This is a genomic window from Lentisphaera marina, assembly GCF_028745505.1.
GTDB classification, from domain to species: domain Bacteria; phylum Verrucomicrobiota; class Lentisphaeria; order Lentisphaerales; family Lentisphaeraceae; genus Lentisphaera; species Lentisphaera marina.
In genome coordinates this window covers 1,337,238-1,352,356 of the sequence record NZ_JAQZZL010000002.1, presented here as the reverse complement: position 1 = coordinate 1,352,356, position 15,119 = coordinate 1,337,238, and the positions used below count along the sequence as shown (strand labels likewise).

Genomic DNA, 15,119 nt, shown 5'->3' with positions numbered 1-15,119 from the left:
TATCAAATAATTTTTGATGATAAAAATTAGAGCAAAGAGCTTTTTAGAAACTTTTTCGAGATACAAACTCTAGCTTAGGACTTTGATACTGGTTTCCATTCTACTTTCTTTAAAATGGAGCTACTTCGAAACTTGTGTTCACATAAAGCTTCTCAATATAAAACTCGTCATCAAGTTTTAGCTGACTATGACTCTTTTCATTTTTACATGATGTAAAACAGCTTAGAATTATTATTAGATACCATATTTTACTATTCACGGGACACACTCACAACTTAGTTATTAATCACTTAGATATTGTAAATGAATATGTGCCTTAGAGAAAGTTAATATTCTCTTGTCCATTCATTGATTAAATCAATGCTTAAGCGCGTGGCTTTTTTCTTTGGTAATTTGAATTGAGCTTTTTTTGACTAAGTGTAGATTGTGAAAATTAATGAGGAAAGATATGTCAAATCAAGGAACAACTGGAAACGTAATCGCCGCCGTATGTAGTTTTTTCATACCCGGCTTAGGGCAATTAGTTCAGGGGCGTTTAATTCCTGCAGCCATACATTTTGTCTTGTGTTCGCTACTTTGGGTCATTTTGATGGGCTGGATAGTTCACATCTACTCCATTTGGGACGCTGCGCGCTGGAAACCCAAAACTTAATCAAAGTATTCGTCGTTTGGATCAAAGGCGGGGACGGGGATATTGACAATTTTCATTTTTCCGATGGCGCGATGTCGGCAACCTGGTTTAATCAGAATTGTGGAGTCTTTACGTACAGGAATGAGCTCACCATCGAGTTCCATATGACCTTCACCCTCTAAAATGAGGTAGATTTCAGTCATTTTTTTGTGATAGTGAAGTTCGGAATCCTTTTTGATATCAACCATATGGATACTGGCAATTTTATCTGGATCATCGATAAACGCACGACGAGTTGTTCCACAAGGACAGTTGACGGTTTCGAGTTCATCAAAATGGCTGACACGATATTTTTTCATGCTTTTCTCTTAAGTCTGTTTAGGAAATAATACAGTCCGTTTAGTTTGCATGCAATTATTGCAATGAGTGTTATGTGACTATTATTTGCTCAATATGATTTTTGCGTAAAAATCTATATAATTGCGTATTTTGCAAATTGTGCTTGTGGATTTCTTTCTTTAGCTTAGATCAAACAATACAGGACTAAGCAATGAAAAAATTTATGGACGATAATTTTCTTCTCAACAATAGTGTTGCAGAAGATCTTTACCACAATCACGCGGCCAAGATGCCAATTATTGATTATCACAATCATTTACCCCCAGAAGATATTGCCAGCGATCGTTGTTTTGCGAACATGGCAGAAGCTACTTTAGAGGGAGATCACTACAAATGGCGTGGCATGCGCAGCAATGGTATTGAAGAAAAATTTATTACGGGCTCTGCAAAGCCGGAAGAAAAATGGCAAAAATGGGCCGAGACAATTCCCTACACAATGCGCAACCCACTTTATCACTGGCAACATTTGGAGTTGCAGAGGTATTTTGGTGTTAAAGATTTACTTAATGGCGATAACGCTCACAAAATCTACCAAAATTGCAATGAACAGTTAGGCCAACAATCCCATTCATGTCGCAATTTGCTTAGACAGCAAAATGTTGAGGTTTTATGTACAACAGATGATCCCACGGATAACTTGCAATTTCATCAAGTTTGTAGTGAAGAGATTAATGACTTCAAGGCATTACCAACTTTCCGTCCAGACAAAGCTTTGGCTCTGGATGATTTACAAGCTTGGAATGAATGGATTGATAAACTCGGAGAAATTGCCGATCAAGAAGTGAGAACTTTTGACAGTGCACTGCAAGTTCTTAAGGATCGACATAATTATTTCCATGAGCGAGGATGCAGGCTTTCAGACCATGGCTTACCTAGAGCTTACTACACAGAGTATTCTGCGAGTGACTTAGATGTGGCTTTCGCAAAAGCACGTGCTAAAACGGAACTCAGTGAACAAGAAAAAGAAGTACTCTGTACTGCCTTTATGCAGGAGTTCGCCCGTTGGAATGCGGAAAAAGATTGGGCAATGCAATTACATCTCGGCCCCATGCGTAATAATAGTACACGTCGCTTTGAGACAGTGGGTCGCGACGCGGGTTTTGATTCGATGAATGACTTGCCGATTGCGGAAAAACTTTCACGTTTTATGGATAGCTTAGATATAAAAAATGAACTTCCTAAAACGATTTTATATAACTTGAACCCCAAAGATAATGCCGTCTTAGGTACGATGATTGGCAACTTCCAAGATGGTGGTCAAGCAGGGAAAATTCAGTTCGGTTCTGGTTGGTGGTTTCTCGATCAGTTAGATGGAATGGAAAAGCAAATGAATGATCTCTCAAACTTTGGTTTGATTAGTAAGTTTGTGGGCATGTTGACGGATTCGCGTTCCTTTCTTTCATTCCCAAGGCATGAATATTTCCGCCGCCTCTTATGTGATTTGTTTGCCCGTGATGTAGAACAAGGGAAATTACCAGATGATCGTAAGTTCCTGGCACAATTGATTGAAGATATTTGTTATAATAACGCTAAAAATTATTTTAAATTTTAGGAGAGTACAATGAGTTTACAAGAAAAAATATGTGTAGTTACGGGTGCAGCTGGAGTGCTCTGTTCAGCTTTAGTGGAAGCTTTATTAGAAGAGGGCGCAAAAGTAGCTCTACTCGGTAGGACAGAAAGTAAGTTAATTGATCTAAAAAACCGATTGGCAGAAAAAGGCTACGAGCAAACTTTAGTAATCGCAGCAGACGTTCTTGATCGAAAGAGCTTAGAGGATGCAAAAGCTAAGATCAATAAGACTTGGGGTAAAGTTTACTTATTAGTCAATGGCGCCGGTGGAAATCACCCGAAGGCGACTGCTCCCGCAGAACAAATGAGCGATCAAACTGCCATGGCGGATAGTTTTTTTGGGCTCGATGCCGATGCCTATTCCCAAGTTTTTGACTTGAATTTCAAGGGTTCCTTTATTCCAGCACAAATTTTTGGCGAAGATATGATTGAATCAGGAGAAGGCAATATTATTAATATCTCTTCCATGTCAGCCTCTCGTCCACTGACAAAAGTGGGAGCATATTCAAATGCAAAGGCTGCCGTTGATAGCTTTACGCAATGGCTGTCGGTTCATTTGGCAGAGAAGAATATTCGCGTTAATGCCATAGCGCCAGGTTTCTTCGTATCTGATCAAAATCGCTTCCTCCTCTATGAAAAAGATGCTAAAACTTTAACTGCTCGAGGTCAAAAAATCTTCAATAATACTCCGATGCATGAATTTGGTGAGCCAGAAGATTTAAAAGGTTCTCTTAAGTTTTTAGCAGGGCCGGGGTCGCGCTTTATAACGGGCATTGTCTTGCCTGTTGATGGTGGCTTTTCAGCATTCTCTGGAGTCTAATATGGTCTATGTTGTCATGGGTGTTAGTGGTTGTGGTAAATCCACCATTGCCGATGGTTTAGCCAAAGCACTCGCAATTCCTTTTTATGATGGCGACGATTTTCATCCCCAATCAAACATTGATAAAATGTCCTCGGGACAAGCACTTAATGATGACGATCGTCAGCCTTGGCTCGATATTTTGGCCGTGAACATTCAATTATGGAATCGTGGAGATGGAGCTGTCTTGGCCTGTTCTGCTTTAAAAGAAAAATACCGAGACACACTATCAAAATTTGGCGATGTGACCTACATTTATCTAAAAGGAAGTCGTGAATTAATTCTCGATAGGATGAAGCAACGCAATCATTTTATGAAGCCAGAAATGCTTGATAGCCAATTTGAAACTTTAGAAGAACCTACGACAGCTATTGAAGTCGATATCAGTAAAAGTACAGTGGAAATAATTAATGAATTAAAGGAGTCTATCCATGCTAATTAATGATGGTTCAGCAGATCGAGTCATTAGCCGTGATGAACTTCACGCTCACTTAGATCAATTTATCAATACACATGTAAAGGATATTAAACGCCTCCTTTTACTCCCACCAGATCACACGCGTTTAAATTCTCGTGCCGGAGAAATCACTGCTTACCTCTATGAGAATTTAAAAGATCAGTGCGAAATTAACATCATGCCAGCGCTTGGAACCCATGTCCCCATGACCCCTGAACAGCTTCATTTGATGTTTGGCAAGGATATTCCATTGGAGGCCTACATGCCTCATGATTGGCGCAATGCCTTGGAAGTCTTAGGTGAATTATCTGCACAGAGAATCAATGAACTCTCAGAAGGAAAATTAAATTTCCCCATGGAAGTGGCAGTAAATAAAGAAGTTTTAAATGATTATGATCTTATTATTTCCATAGGTCAAATTGTTCCACATGAAGTCATTGGCATGGCAAATTACACGAAGAATGTGATGATTGGCGTTGGTGGTGGCGATACGATTAATAAATCTCATTACCTCGGAGCCGTTTATGGTATGGAACGGATTATGGGCGAGACCGATAGCCCCGTGCGTAGAGCGCTTAATGAGAGCTATGATCAGTATGTGCGTCCTAGAGTTAATTTAGAGTTTATTCTCACTGTGATTGGCAAAGAAGAAGATGAACTCGTTCTCCGTGGGCTTTATTCAGGTGAAAATGATGATGTTTTTGAAACGGCTTGTGAATTAAGCCGAGAAGTTAATTTAGATAAATTGCCTAAACCCATTCAGAAATGTGTGGTCTACCTCGATCCAGAAGAATTTAATTCTACTTGGCTAGGGAACAAAGCGGTATATCGCACTCGTAAAGCGATGGCAGATAATGGGCAGTTACTAGTTTTGGCACCTGATTTACATACCTTTGGTGAAGACCCGGAGATCGATCGCTTGATTCGTAAATACGGCTACCTAGGTACGGAACAGACTCTGAAGGATGTAGAAGAAAATCTAGAATTGGCCAATAATTTATCGGCTGCAGCACACCTCATCCACGGGACTTCTGATGGGCGTTTCAATATTACTTATTGCCCAGGCCCTAAAGTGACTGAAGAAGAAATCCTCATGGTGGGTTTTGATTACCAAGCCTATGAAGAGACTGTCAAAAAATATGACCCCACCAAACTGAAAGATGGCTGGAACATAGTGGATGGAGAAGAAATATTCTACATTTCTAATCCGGCTCTCGGTCTTTGGACGGTTTAAGTAAAGGGTGGCAGAGTTCGGTGTGTGAACCTTTGAGAACGTAGATTTTTGTATCCAGTAAAGATTTATATTCTGTAATGTAAAGCAAGCTTGAGGCTGTGTGGAAAACATTCTTTTGGGTGCATAGCACCGACATGGATTGGTATGTGGCGTGAGCCACAGGATATTCGTAAAAATGTCAATAAGGACTCATTTGTGAGTCTGCTAGAATGTAGCGTGCTCCGTAAGGGGCATGAAAATGGGGTCGGAATTAAGTGAGGGCCCGTGCTTGGGTCCGACAGATGCCGGGCTCACAGCCGTGAGCCCTGAATTTTATCAGGTTATTTTCCGTATGGCTCATGCCGCACGTTATTTTACATCGGTACTTTGTACCTCAAATAATATTTTTTACACAAGCTTTTAAACTTTAAAGAAAATGGCGCGCTTGCCGTGTTTTTTGATGAAGAGTTGATTCATTTGGTCGACAGATGAAAAGCCACTTTGGTGGGCAATTTGCGAGAGATTTAATGGGGCTGATTTTTTCAGTAATTGCATGGCCTTTTTTAAACGGCGCTCATCAATGAAGTGTTTTGGACTCTGTTGCAGTTCCTCTCGGAAAGCATACTCAAGCCAGCGCCGAGATCGCCCGAGGTAGTCACAGATCATTTTTACATTTAAGCTTTGAGTAAATTGTTCTTCAATAAAGCTCAGCGCTAATTTAATCTCTGGATGAGTGGGGGTGAAGATTTCGGTCGATTTGCGCGTTTGTATATTCACGGGTGGGATTAGTAATTCTTGTTGACAAGCTTCTCCACGCATGAGCATATCCAATGCCTTGGCCGCTTCAAAACCGACTTTTTTATCATCACGTTCAATACTAGAGAGAGGGGGAGAGGAAAACTCACAGCTCACGGTGTCGTTATTGGAACCGAGAATGGCAATGTCTTCAGGAACGCGTAAATGAAGTTCTTCACAAGCTTGAATTAGCATCTGAGCTCGGGGGTCATGAGCTGCTAGGATCGCACAGGGCTTGGGAAGCTCTTTGAGGAATTTTAAGACTTGATCATCATTGCTGAAAAAGTCGGCTCCGAAGGGAACTTCAAGAGCGTGGACGCCATGATGTCTTTGTTCAACTTGCTGTTGGAATCCCATATACATCATTTTAGAAAAATGAGTCGAGTTGAGACCAAAGAAGGCAAAGTTCGTAAAGCCACGTTCAAAAAAATGATCGGCAGCGAGTTTTCCCATGGAAAAGAAATCGGGACATACTCTGGGGTGCACCGATCGCAGTAGAGTTCCAGAAATATTGATCAGGGGAATAGCGAGTTTTTCTGCGAGAGCTAGGTCCTCTTGATTCCGCAACATGGCAATGACCCCATCGGCAGATTCGGGGGGTATATCGGAGAGTTTTAAGATATGGGTTTCGGGATTGGTGATGAGTTTCCAGTTTTCTTTTTCCTCATTACAGTAAGCACGAATGCCATAAGCTGTTTTTTCCCAATGGCTTGATCCCATGGGGAAGGCTAAGACGATTCGCTTTTTAATCATAAGAAACTCATTTTTTGCAAAATATACATAAAGATAGTTGTTTTTGCAAGTTGATCATATTTTTAGACAAATTAATCAAATGTTTAGTGGATTTCTACAAATGCTTTAATTGTTTAGGCAAGTTTGAGCGTGTATTTTTTGATCAAATTCAATAAAAATGATTAAAAATAGGCAAATTATGAAAATGAAGTCCTCACTCCTCCTCCTTGTAGGTTTAGCGTATTCTTGTGTCAGTACCCCACAAAAAGAAAGGCTGTATACGGATCCTGAATTTAAGGATTGTATGAATGTCTACAATGATGGTCAGTATGAATTAAAGGACGGGGTCGTTCATTTAACTTCGAAAAAGAATTTTTTCTTTCCTACCAAGAAACGTTACGCTGATTTTATCCTTGAGTATGAAGTGAAAATGCCAGATGTTGATGAGTACTCTAACTCAGGGCTCATTTTTAGAGCACAGATTAAGGAAGGTAAAACTGGCAAGTCAGTCATTGGCTATCAAGCAGAGGTAGATCCAAGTGAGCGAGCTTGGAGTGGCGGTCTCTATGATCAAGGCAGAAGAGGCTGGCTCTACCCCAAGCACGCTAAGCGTTCTAAGCCCGATGCCGATTTTAAAGGAAGTCAGCTTCCTGAGTGGACTGAAGAGAAAAAGAAAGTTTACAAGCACCTGGAATGGAATAAATACCGCGTTGAATGTCGTGGCTCTGATATCAAAATTTTCCTCAATGGAACACTGATGACTCATGTCATTGATACTAAAGATACAGAAGGCCATATCGCTATTCAACACCACGGAAGCAAAGTGTTTGCTAAGACAGGTGAAACCAAAAATATCATTCAATTTCGTAATATTGTGATTCAAGAACTGGAGCCAGCAAAATAATGAGCGACAAAATTAACACAGAAGTTCAAATGTTAGATGAAGCACATGCTGCAGGGCGTGGCGCGACAATTAAAACTTATATGAAGTTGTCTGGCCCAGGTTGGTTGCAATCGGCGATCACACTAGGTGGTGGTTCTTTGGCCAGTGCATTGTTTTTAGGTGTCATTGGTGGTGTGGAGTTCTTGTGGGTGCAGCTCGTTGCCATGGCCATGGGGGTGATCATGCTTTCAGCGATTTCTTACGTGACTTTGAGTACTGAGAAGTCTCCCTTTAAATCAATGAAAGAGAGTATAAATCCCGTTTTAGCTTGGGGTTGGTTATTGGCCTCACTAATGGCTAATATGATTTGGGTGCTGCCGCAGTACTCTCTTGCGTACTCCGCAATGACTCAAAATCTTTTCCCATCGATCCCAAATCCTGATAGTACAGGTACGAAATTAGTGATTACAGCGATCATTTTTGCTTTTTCAGCTTTTATTACAATGTGCTACGGTAAGCAGGGTAAAGGTATGAAGATCTATGAAAACGTACTCAAACTCATTGTTGCCGCTATCGTTTTATGTTTCATGATTGTAGCGGGTAAATTGATTGCGGCTGGCAATGTGGGTTTTGGTGAAATTCTTAAAGGCTTTATTCCAAACTTAAAGAAACTTGTTCAGCCTGCGTCAGAAATCCAAGCAGTGATCAATCAAATTGCGGATCCTGCAGCTCGTGAATTTTGGACTCAAAATGTCGTTCAAACTCAACGTGATATTATGGTCTCTGCGGCGGCGACTGCGGTGGGGATTAATATGACTTTCCTACTTCCCTTCTCAATGCTCAATAAAGGCTGGGGGAAAAAGCACCGTGGATTAGCCATTTTTGACTTGTCGACGGGCATGGTTATACCCTATGTCTTAGCAACTTCTTGTGTCGCTATCGCAGCTGCTGTGACCTTCCACGCTAAACCTTTTGAAGGCCTCACTGAACAAAAAGCAGGAATCGTGCAGATAGTCGAAGGTCACAAACAGGCACCTAAAGTTCAGGCAATGCTCGATAAGAGATCTAGCAATTTAAGTACTGAGCTAGATAATGATGAAGTCATTCTTGCTAGTATGCTTGTTAAGCGCGATACCAAAGAATTTCCCAAAGCACTAGAAGTTGCTGTGGGACCGAAAATGGCTCACATTATTTTTGGCTTCGGAGTTTTAGCCATGGCCTTATCTACAATTTCAATGTTGATGTTAATTAGTGGTTTTGTTGTCTGTGAAATGTTTGGCTTTGAGCATGGTGGAAAGGCGCATAAGCGCGGAACTTTTTTGGCAACAACTGGTGTACTATGGCCCTTTATTTGGGGCTCAGGATCAGGAACTTACCTCGCTATTGTTACATCTACCTTTGGTTATATCCTGCTGCCCGTGGCCTTCCTCGCATTCTTCATGATGATGAATTCCAAAAAGGTACTTGGAGATAATATACCAAAAGGCAAAAACCGTATTATTTGGAATGTCTTAACCGGTATCTCCTTACTCATCACAGGAGTAGCAGCTGGACATACGGCCTGGAATAAAAAAATGAATATTGGGGGCAGTGATGTTGCTTTCGGTAAGTATTTCCTAATTGGTTTTGTTATCCTAGTTATTATTGGTCAAATTTACACCATGAATAAACACAAAAAGGAAGCCGCATTAGAAGGGGCAACCGCGAGTGAGTAATATCATCTTCAGTCATGCGATTCAGCACCACTTTAATGAGGCTGCGATTGCGTCAATAATGGTTTTCGGCCTAGCAGTTTTATGTTTAACTAAATTTTCAGGTAGATCGAGTGAATAAATTCTTTTACATCTGTGTATTTGCGCTAATCGCAAATATCTCAGCAGAGAATAAGTACAATGTACTGATGATCTGCGTGGATGATTTAAGAAATTCACTGGGCTGTTATGGAAATCAGGATGTTATTAGTCCCAACTTCGATAAATTGGCATCTGAATCTCTGACTTTTGATCATCACTACGTACAGGTTCCCACTTGTGGGGCTTCGCGCTATGCTCTCCTGACAGGGCAGAGACCTCGGAATAAACAAAGTTTGGGCAATGGAGCGTTTAAACAGTTGAGTAAAACTCAGCTTGATGGTGCTCAGACCATTCCTGAAATGTTTAAACGTAGTTCATACTTGACTTCAGTCATTGGCAAAGTTTCTCACACAGCTGACGGGCGCCACTATGCTTATAATGGTAAAGGCGATGGCAGTGATGAGTTGCCCTTTGCCTGGGACTGGAAGAAAACTCCTTTTGGCGCCTGGAAAAGAGGCTGGGGCGTATTTTTTGCTTATGCCGATGGTAAGCACCGTGAAGACGGTTCTGGATATATGCCTCGCATGGAATTCAAAGATCTTAAGGATAATGAATTGCCGGATGGAATGAATGCAGATGAAGCCATTCGCCAACTCGAAGAACTCAAAGACAAGAGGTTCTTTTTGAGCTTAGGTTTTTTTAAGCCACATTTACCTTTCGTTGCACCCAAAAAATATTGGGATATGTACGAGGGTAAAGAAATTAAATTGGCTCCTTATAATAAAAAAGGTGATACCAAATACTGGCATAAAAGTGGTGAGTTTTATAAGTATCAAGGTGATAAAACTAAACCCTTGAGCCAAGAAGAGCAGATTAAATCCCGTCGAGCTTATTATGCTTGTGTGTCTTACGTTGACGCTCAACTGGGTAAAGTGATGGATAAACTTAAAGAACTTGGACTCGATAAAAATACTGTAGTGGTTCTCTGGTCTGATCATGGTTGGCATTTAGGTGATCATCAAATCTGGGGCAAACACAACCTGCATGAACAAGCTTTGAAATCTCCTTTAATGTTTCGTGTTCCTGGTACTCAGGCAAAAATGAGTTCCGCAGTGGTTGAAACGACTGATATTTATCCAACACTGATTGATCTTTGTCAACCTTCTTTTAGTCAAACGGAAAATAAACTCTCCGGGCAGAGTCTCGTGCCAATTTTTAATTCAGTTGATACTCTCGGCCGAGACTCAGCCCTTTCTTTTTGGGGTAAAGCGGTATCTCTAAGAAATAAAAATTATAGAATAATTGCCAGTAAAGGTAAAAACGGTGAGTATTCGAGCATTGAATTATATGACCACCAGAATGATCCGCTTGAGAGCTCAAATATTGCTTCTCAAAAACCGGAAATGGTCGACGAGCTTTTAAAGATTATTAAAAAAGAAAATAAACTCTAGGAATTATTATGAGTAAAGAAAACTTTGGAATCGCTATTATTGGCTGTGGAATGATTGCCAATTTTCACGCTAAGGCAATTGCCGCCATGGAAGGCGCCGAATTAGTCGCCTGTTTTGAAAGAAGTCCTGAGCGAGGGGCTCAATTTGGCGAGACATATGGCTGTAAAGCCTACACTGATTTAGATGAAATGCTTGCGGACTCCGCAGTTGATGTTGTTACGATTTGTACTCCTAGTGGCGCTCACATGGAACCGGCCATTGCTGCGGCAAAAGCAGGTAAGCATATCCTCGTTGAGAAGCCGGTAGATGTTAGCATAGATAAAATAGATGCGATGATTCAAGCTGCAGAAGAAAATGGCGTGCAAGTCGCTAGTATCCTGCCACGTCGATTCAATGGTGGTACCATTAAACTCAAAGAAGCAGTAGAATCGGGTCGTTTTGGTCAACTCAGTTTAATTGAGGCGGTTACGAAGTGGTATAGAACTCAAGAATATTATGACTCTGGTGCCTGGCGTGGGACTTGGGAATTGGACGGCGGTGGTGCACTCATGAATCAGTCTATTCATACGATTGATTTACTGCTTCACGTTGCTGGCGAAGTCGACTCAGTATGTGCTTTTGCTGACCTTCTCGCTCATAATAATATCGAAGTTGAAGATACTGCTGTGGCAATCCTCAATTTCAAAAATGGTGCCAAAGGAATTATTCAGGGCTCAACTGCCTGTTATTCAGAAGAGGGGCATGCTGCGGAAGTGAATATTTGTGGTGTCAATGGTTCTGCCTTCCTCAAAGATGATAAGTTTACTCATTGGGAATTCCGTGAGGAGCAGGATGGTGATAAAGAATTTATGAATGAATTTGGTTTCAATCCCGATGCGGGTGGTGCCGGAGCTGCAGATCCGTCTGCGATTGACTTCTCTTGGCATCAAAAAAACTTTGAAGCCGCTCTCAGTGCCATTCGCGAAGGTCGCAAAGTACCAGCCGATGCTTATGAAGGTCGCAAATCGGTAGAATTGATACAAGCGATTTATCAATCTGCGCTCAATGGTGGTGCCAAGGTGACTTTGCCTCTCGAGAAAGCTCCTGAACTTAGAAGTTTTAAATAAGGATATTGTATGTATTTAACAGGTTTTGCAGATGAAGCGGCACAGGATATTGCTACTCAAATAAAAGCGACAAAAGAACTTGGCTGGAATGCTATTGAGTCGAGAAATATTAATGGAAAAAATATTCACGATATCAGTGATGCTGACTTTGAAAAAGTGGTCGAGCTTTTGGATAAAGAAGGTGTTTATATCAATTGCTTCGGTTCAGCTGTAGCGAATTGGGCGAAAAACATCAAAGATGATTTTTCTATTACTCTTGAAGAAGTGGAGCGTGCCATTCCCCGTATGCAGCGCCTTGGAACTAAGATGATTCGTATCATGTCTTATGCTCGTTGTGAGGGTGAAGAGCAGTACAAAGAAGAACGCTTTAAACGTTTGACTGAAGTGGTTCGTTTATTCAAAGAAGCAGGTATTCAGCCCGTTCACGAAAACTGTATGAATTATGGAGGCATGAGTTGGAAGCATACCCATGAGCTTATGGAAAATGTGCCTGGTCTGAAGTTGATTTATGATACGGGCAATAGTCCTTTTATGAAAGATTATTCGAAAGGCGTTGATGTGTGGCAGGATAGCTGGGAGTTTTATTCTCAGATAAAAGAACATATTGCTTACATTCACATTAAAGATTCACTCAACCCTGTCGATGGGAAGCCCGAAAAATACACCCTTCCTGGCGAAGGGCAGGGCTATGTGAAAGAAATCTTGAAAGATTTACACGAGCGTAATTACGATGGTGGTATTTCGATCGAGCCTCACATGGCTACAGTTTTTCACGCTAAAGATAAGGATGGTATTGACTGGGATTGGAATTACAAAGTTTATGTCCAATACGGTCAGAAATTAATAGAACTTCTTGAAGGAATGAATTGGAAGTGGAATAAGTTCTCTACAAATAAGGAGCTAATTAATGAAGTTTAGTACATTTTTACTTTGCGGTTTTCTTTCAATGAATATTTTTGCTCAGAGTGGTGATAGAAAAGGGCATGTGATGACTGATCCCATTCCAGCAGATAAAATCCCCCCTGCGCCAGTTTTAGAAGTGTCTGATGCCATGAAAACAATTAAAGTTCAAAATGACTTTGCACTTGATTTAGTTGCGGGCGATAATTTGGTTATCAACCCAGTAACAATGGTTTTTGATCCCGATGGTCGTATGTGGGTTTGTGAAATGAATACGCTTATGCCTAATGTCGACGGGGAAAATGAGGAAGTATCAAAAAATAATATCGTCGTACTCGAAGATACAGATGGTGACGGCCAGCTTGATAAGCGTACAGTATTTCTTAATGATCTTATGCTTCCAAGAGCTATAAGTTTTGTTCCAGGAGGAATTCTTTATGCAGATCATACTCAGCTTTATTTTTGCGAAGTCTTACCCGGCTTAAAAGCTGGATTACAGGAAGTTGCCGACAAGGATTACGCTAAGGGAGGCTCTCTAGAGCACAAGCCCAATTCCATGCTCTATGCTCTTGATAATTGGTATTATAACTCTAAGTCATCAGACTCTTACAGAGCGCTGCCTTTAGATGCCAAGTTACCGCGCAATTCCAAAGAGATATATAAAAATAAATTCTTTAAATTAGTAAAGCGCAAAAGCGATAATCGTGGCCAGTGGGGACTCAGTATGGATGATTTCGGTCGCCTGTATCATAATGGTAACTCCTCACCAATAACAGGTGAGTACCTTCGCCCGAATTCACTGCTCAAAAATCCAGATTTTTCTGTGAAAGTTGGTTCAGCAAGAATTGGTGGGAATGGCGTGTATTCAGCACGTATAAATCCCGGTATTAACCGAGCTTATATGAAAGGTGTGCTTACAGCTGAAGGGAAATTAAAGAACTTTACAGCGGCGAGTGGTAGCACGGTGTATCGCGGTGATCAGTTTCCAGAAAAATACTATGGCATGGCAGTAACACCCGAACCTGCGGGAAATTTAATTTCTGCACGTTATATCATTGAAAAGCCAGGTTCTTTATCAGGTAAAGAAGTCTTTCCTAAATCGGAGATTTTGAATTCAATTGATGAACGTTTTCGCCCCGTAAACCTATTTACGGCTCCAGATGGTTCACTCTATATCCTCGATATTTATCATGGCATACTGCAACACAAAGTTTTTGTAACTACATACTTACGTAAGCAGATGTTGGCTCGTGGTTTAGATAAAGGCAATAATGACCGTGGGCGTATCTATCGTTTGCGCAGTACGCAAAAAGGACTTGGAAAGCAACCGAAATTATCGGGCTTATCTGCGGTCGAACTCGTAAACTATCTCAATCACCCCAATGGTTGGTGGCGCGACACCACACGTCAACAAATCGTCTTCAAAGGCGACAAGACGGCGGTGCCTGCAATTAATAAATTGATAGAAAAAGCAGGTGATTACCGTGGCGTGATTAATGCACTCTGGACTTTAGAAGGACTTGGTGCAGTGAACTTGCAAGCTGTCCGTGCAGGCCTCAAGCACGATCATGTCAAAGTTCGAGTCAATGCTTTGGCGGTATCAGAGTACCTATCTGATTCTGAAAAAAATACATTTAAAGCTGAACTTACTGAGTATACGAAGACCACTAATTATGAAGAAGCTTTACAAATTTTAATGCTTGGCTCGGATTTCTTTAGTGGACAAGATTATCAAGTCTTAGTTGATCTTGCCAATAAATTTCAGGGTAAAAAGTATATCAAAGAATCTTTGCTTAGTGGTCTAGGAAAAGACTATAAAAATTTTGCAGATTTCGCAAAACTACTTAAAGATAAAGGTACTCAAAAGACTTATGTCCAAGTAGGGAAAAAGAAAGTTCTGAGTAATTACAATAAACTCAATAAAAATGATAAGGCCTTATTTAATAAGGGTAAAGAACTCTACTTTGGCCATGCTAATTGTTTTGGCTGTCATGGACCTGATGCAGAAGGCTTGCCTAATATGGGGCCTCCACTTGTGAAGAGTGAGTGGGTCAACGATTCTAAAGAACGCCTAGCGAAAGTCATGTTGCACGGTCTTTATGGTCCCATCACGGTTAATAAGAAAAAGTACAATACTCCGATGCCGATGCCAGGTTTAGGGGCGAATCCCATGTTTAAAGATAAAGATCTCGCGGCAATCGCAACCTTTATCCGCAATCATTTTGGTAATAAATCCGGAGCCGTATCGGAATCTGTATTCAAAAAAGTTCGCAAGGATACTAGTTCTAGAAGTACGCCTTATGAAGTTAAGGAACTACAGTAATTAAAAAA

At 40.9% G+C, this 15,119-nt stretch carries 13 protein-coding genes; 11 read left to right on the top strand and 2 right to left on the bottom strand.

Annotated elements, in window-relative coordinates; all coding sequences use genetic code 11:
* Positions 1–448 precede the first annotated feature (448 nt).
* Positions 449–652 (top strand): hypothetical protein, encoded by a 204-nt coding sequence (locus PQO01_RS16430; RefSeq protein ID WP_274315183.1) that lies wholly within the window; start codon positions 449–451, stop codon positions 650–652.
* On the opposite strand, the gene PQO01_RS16425 is transcribed toward PQO01_RS16430, so the two are convergent.
* Positions 649–990 (bottom strand): cupin domain-containing protein, encoded by a 342-nt coding sequence (locus tag PQO01_RS16425; RefSeq protein WP_274315182.1) that lies wholly within the window; start codon positions 988–990, stop codon positions 649–651. The genes PQO01_RS16430 and PQO01_RS16425 overlap by 4 nt on opposite strands.
* A 191-nt stretch (positions 991–1,181) precedes the next feature.
* Here PQO01_RS16425 and uxaC point away from each other — a divergent pair, with 191 nt between their 5' ends.
* Genes uxaC through PQO01_RS16405 form a run of 4 tightly spaced genes read left to right on the top strand, consistent with a single transcriptional unit; the run spans position 1,182 to position 5,149 of the window.
* Positions 1,182–2,582 (top strand): glucuronate isomerase, encoded by a 1,401-nt coding sequence (gene uxaC / locus PQO01_RS16420; RefSeq protein ID WP_274315180.1) that lies wholly within the window; start codon positions 1,182–1,184, stop codon positions 2,580–2,582.
* Between the two features lie 9 nt (positions 2,583–2,591).
* Positions 2,592–3,419, top strand: a complete 828-nt coding sequence (locus PQO01_RS16415; RefSeq protein ID WP_274315179.1) for an SDR family oxidoreductase — start codon at positions 2,592–2,594, stop codon at positions 3,417–3,419.
* A gap of 1 nt (position 3,420) precedes the next feature.
* Complete coding sequence (locus PQO01_RS16410; RefSeq protein ID WP_274315178.1) at positions 3,421–3,900, top strand: gluconokinase; 480 nt, start codon at positions 3,421–3,423, stop codon at positions 3,898–3,900.
* Positions 3,890–5,149: a nickel-dependent putative hexonate epimerase gene (locus tag PQO01_RS16405; protein WP_274315177.1), complete on the top strand. Its 1,260-nt coding sequence runs from the start codon at positions 3,890–3,892 to the stop codon at positions 5,147–5,149. Before PQO01_RS16410 ends, PQO01_RS16405 begins: the two co-directional genes overlap by 11 nt.
* A gap of 399 nt (positions 5,150–5,548) precedes the next feature.
* On the opposite strand, the gene PQO01_RS16400 is transcribed toward PQO01_RS16405, so the two are convergent.
* A complete protein-coding gene (locus PQO01_RS16400) occupies positions 5,549–6,676 on the bottom strand; it encodes a DNA-binding transcriptional regulator (protein ID WP_274315175.1) in 1,128 nt (375 codons plus the stop codon).
* A gap of 178 nt (positions 6,677–6,854) precedes the next feature.
* On the opposite strand from PQO01_RS16400, the gene PQO01_RS16395 reads away from it, so the two are divergent.
* The 6 genes from PQO01_RS16395 (at position 6,855) to PQO01_RS16370 (ending at position 15,111) form a co-directional block, all read left to right on the top strand.
* A complete protein-coding gene (locus tag PQO01_RS16395; RefSeq protein ID WP_274315173.1) occupies positions 6,855–7,559 on the top strand; it encodes a 3-keto-disaccharide hydrolase in 705 nt (234 codons plus the stop codon).
* On the top strand, positions 7,559–9,253 hold the full coding sequence (locus PQO01_RS16390) for a divalent metal cation transporter (protein ID WP_274315172.1): 1,695 nt from the start codon (positions 7,559–7,561) through the stop codon (positions 9,251–9,253). Before PQO01_RS16395 ends, PQO01_RS16390 begins: the two co-directional genes overlap by 1 nt.
* 110 nt (positions 9,254–9,363) lie before the next feature.
* A complete protein-coding gene (locus PQO01_RS16385) occupies positions 9,364–10,782 on the top strand; it encodes a sulfatase (RefSeq protein ID WP_274315170.1) in 1,419 nt (472 codons plus the stop codon).
* Between the two features lie 8 nt (positions 10,783–10,790).
* Complete coding sequence (locus tag PQO01_RS16380; protein WP_274315168.1) at positions 10,791–11,888, top strand: Gfo/Idh/MocA family protein; 1,098 nt, start codon at positions 10,791–10,793, stop codon at positions 11,886–11,888.
* 9 nt (positions 11,889–11,897) lie between these two features.
* Positions 11,898–12,806, top strand: coding sequence for a sugar phosphate isomerase/epimerase family protein (locus PQO01_RS16375; protein WP_274315167.1), 909 nt, complete (start codon positions 11,898–11,900; stop codon positions 12,804–12,806).
* A complete protein-coding gene (locus PQO01_RS16370; RefSeq protein ID WP_274315166.1) occupies positions 12,796–15,111 on the top strand; it encodes a PVC-type heme-binding CxxCH protein in 2,316 nt (771 codons plus the stop codon). The genes PQO01_RS16375 and PQO01_RS16370 overlap by 11 nt, the downstream gene beginning before the upstream one ends.
* Positions 15,112–15,119: the final 8 nt, after the last annotated feature.

Excerpts from the sequence above, each read along its gene's own strand:
- PQO01_RS16380 (WP_274315168.1), top strand. The coding sequence starts at position 10,791 with ATGAGTAAAGAAAACTTTGGAATCGCTATTATTGGCTGTGGAATGATT.
- PQO01_RS16395 (WP_274315173.1), top strand. The coding sequence starts at position 6,855 with ATGAAAATGAAGTCCTCACTCCTCCTCCTTGTAGGTTTAGCGTATTCT.
- PQO01_RS16375 (WP_274315167.1), top strand. The coding sequence starts at position 11,898 with ATGTATTTAACAGGTTTTGCAGATGAAGCGGCACAGGATATTGCTACT.
- PQO01_RS16400 (WP_274315175.1), bottom strand. The coding sequence starts at position 6,676 with ATGATTAAAAAGCGAATCGTCTTAGCCTTCCCCATGGGATCAAGCCAT.
- PQO01_RS16425 (WP_274315182.1), bottom strand. The coding sequence starts at position 990 with ATGAAAAAATATCGTGTCAGCCATTTTGATGAACTCGAAACCGTCAAC.
- PQO01_RS16430 (WP_274315183.1), top strand. The coding sequence starts at position 449 with ATGTCAAATCAAGGAACAACTGGAAACGTAATCGCCGCCGTATGTAGT.
- PQO01_RS16415 (WP_274315179.1), top strand. The coding sequence starts at position 2,592 with ATGAGTTTACAAGAAAAAATATGTGTAGTTACGGGTGCAGCTGGAGTG.
- uxaC (WP_274315180.1), top strand. The coding sequence starts at position 1,182 with ATGAAAAAATTTATGGACGATAATTTTCTTCTCAACAATAGTGTTGCA.
- PQO01_RS16410 (WP_274315178.1), top strand. The coding sequence starts at position 3,421 with ATGGTCTATGTTGTCATGGGTGTTAGTGGTTGTGGTAAATCCACCATT.
- PQO01_RS16405 (WP_274315177.1), top strand. The coding sequence starts at position 3,890 with ATGCTAATTAATGATGGTTCAGCAGATCGAGTCATTAGCCGTGATGAA.
- PQO01_RS16390 (WP_274315172.1), top strand. The coding sequence starts at position 7,559 with ATGAGCGACAAAATTAACACAGAAGTTCAAATGTTAGATGAAGCACAT.
- PQO01_RS16370 (WP_274315166.1), top strand. The coding sequence starts at position 12,796 with ATGAAGTTTAGTACATTTTTACTTTGCGGTTTTCTTTCAATGAATATT.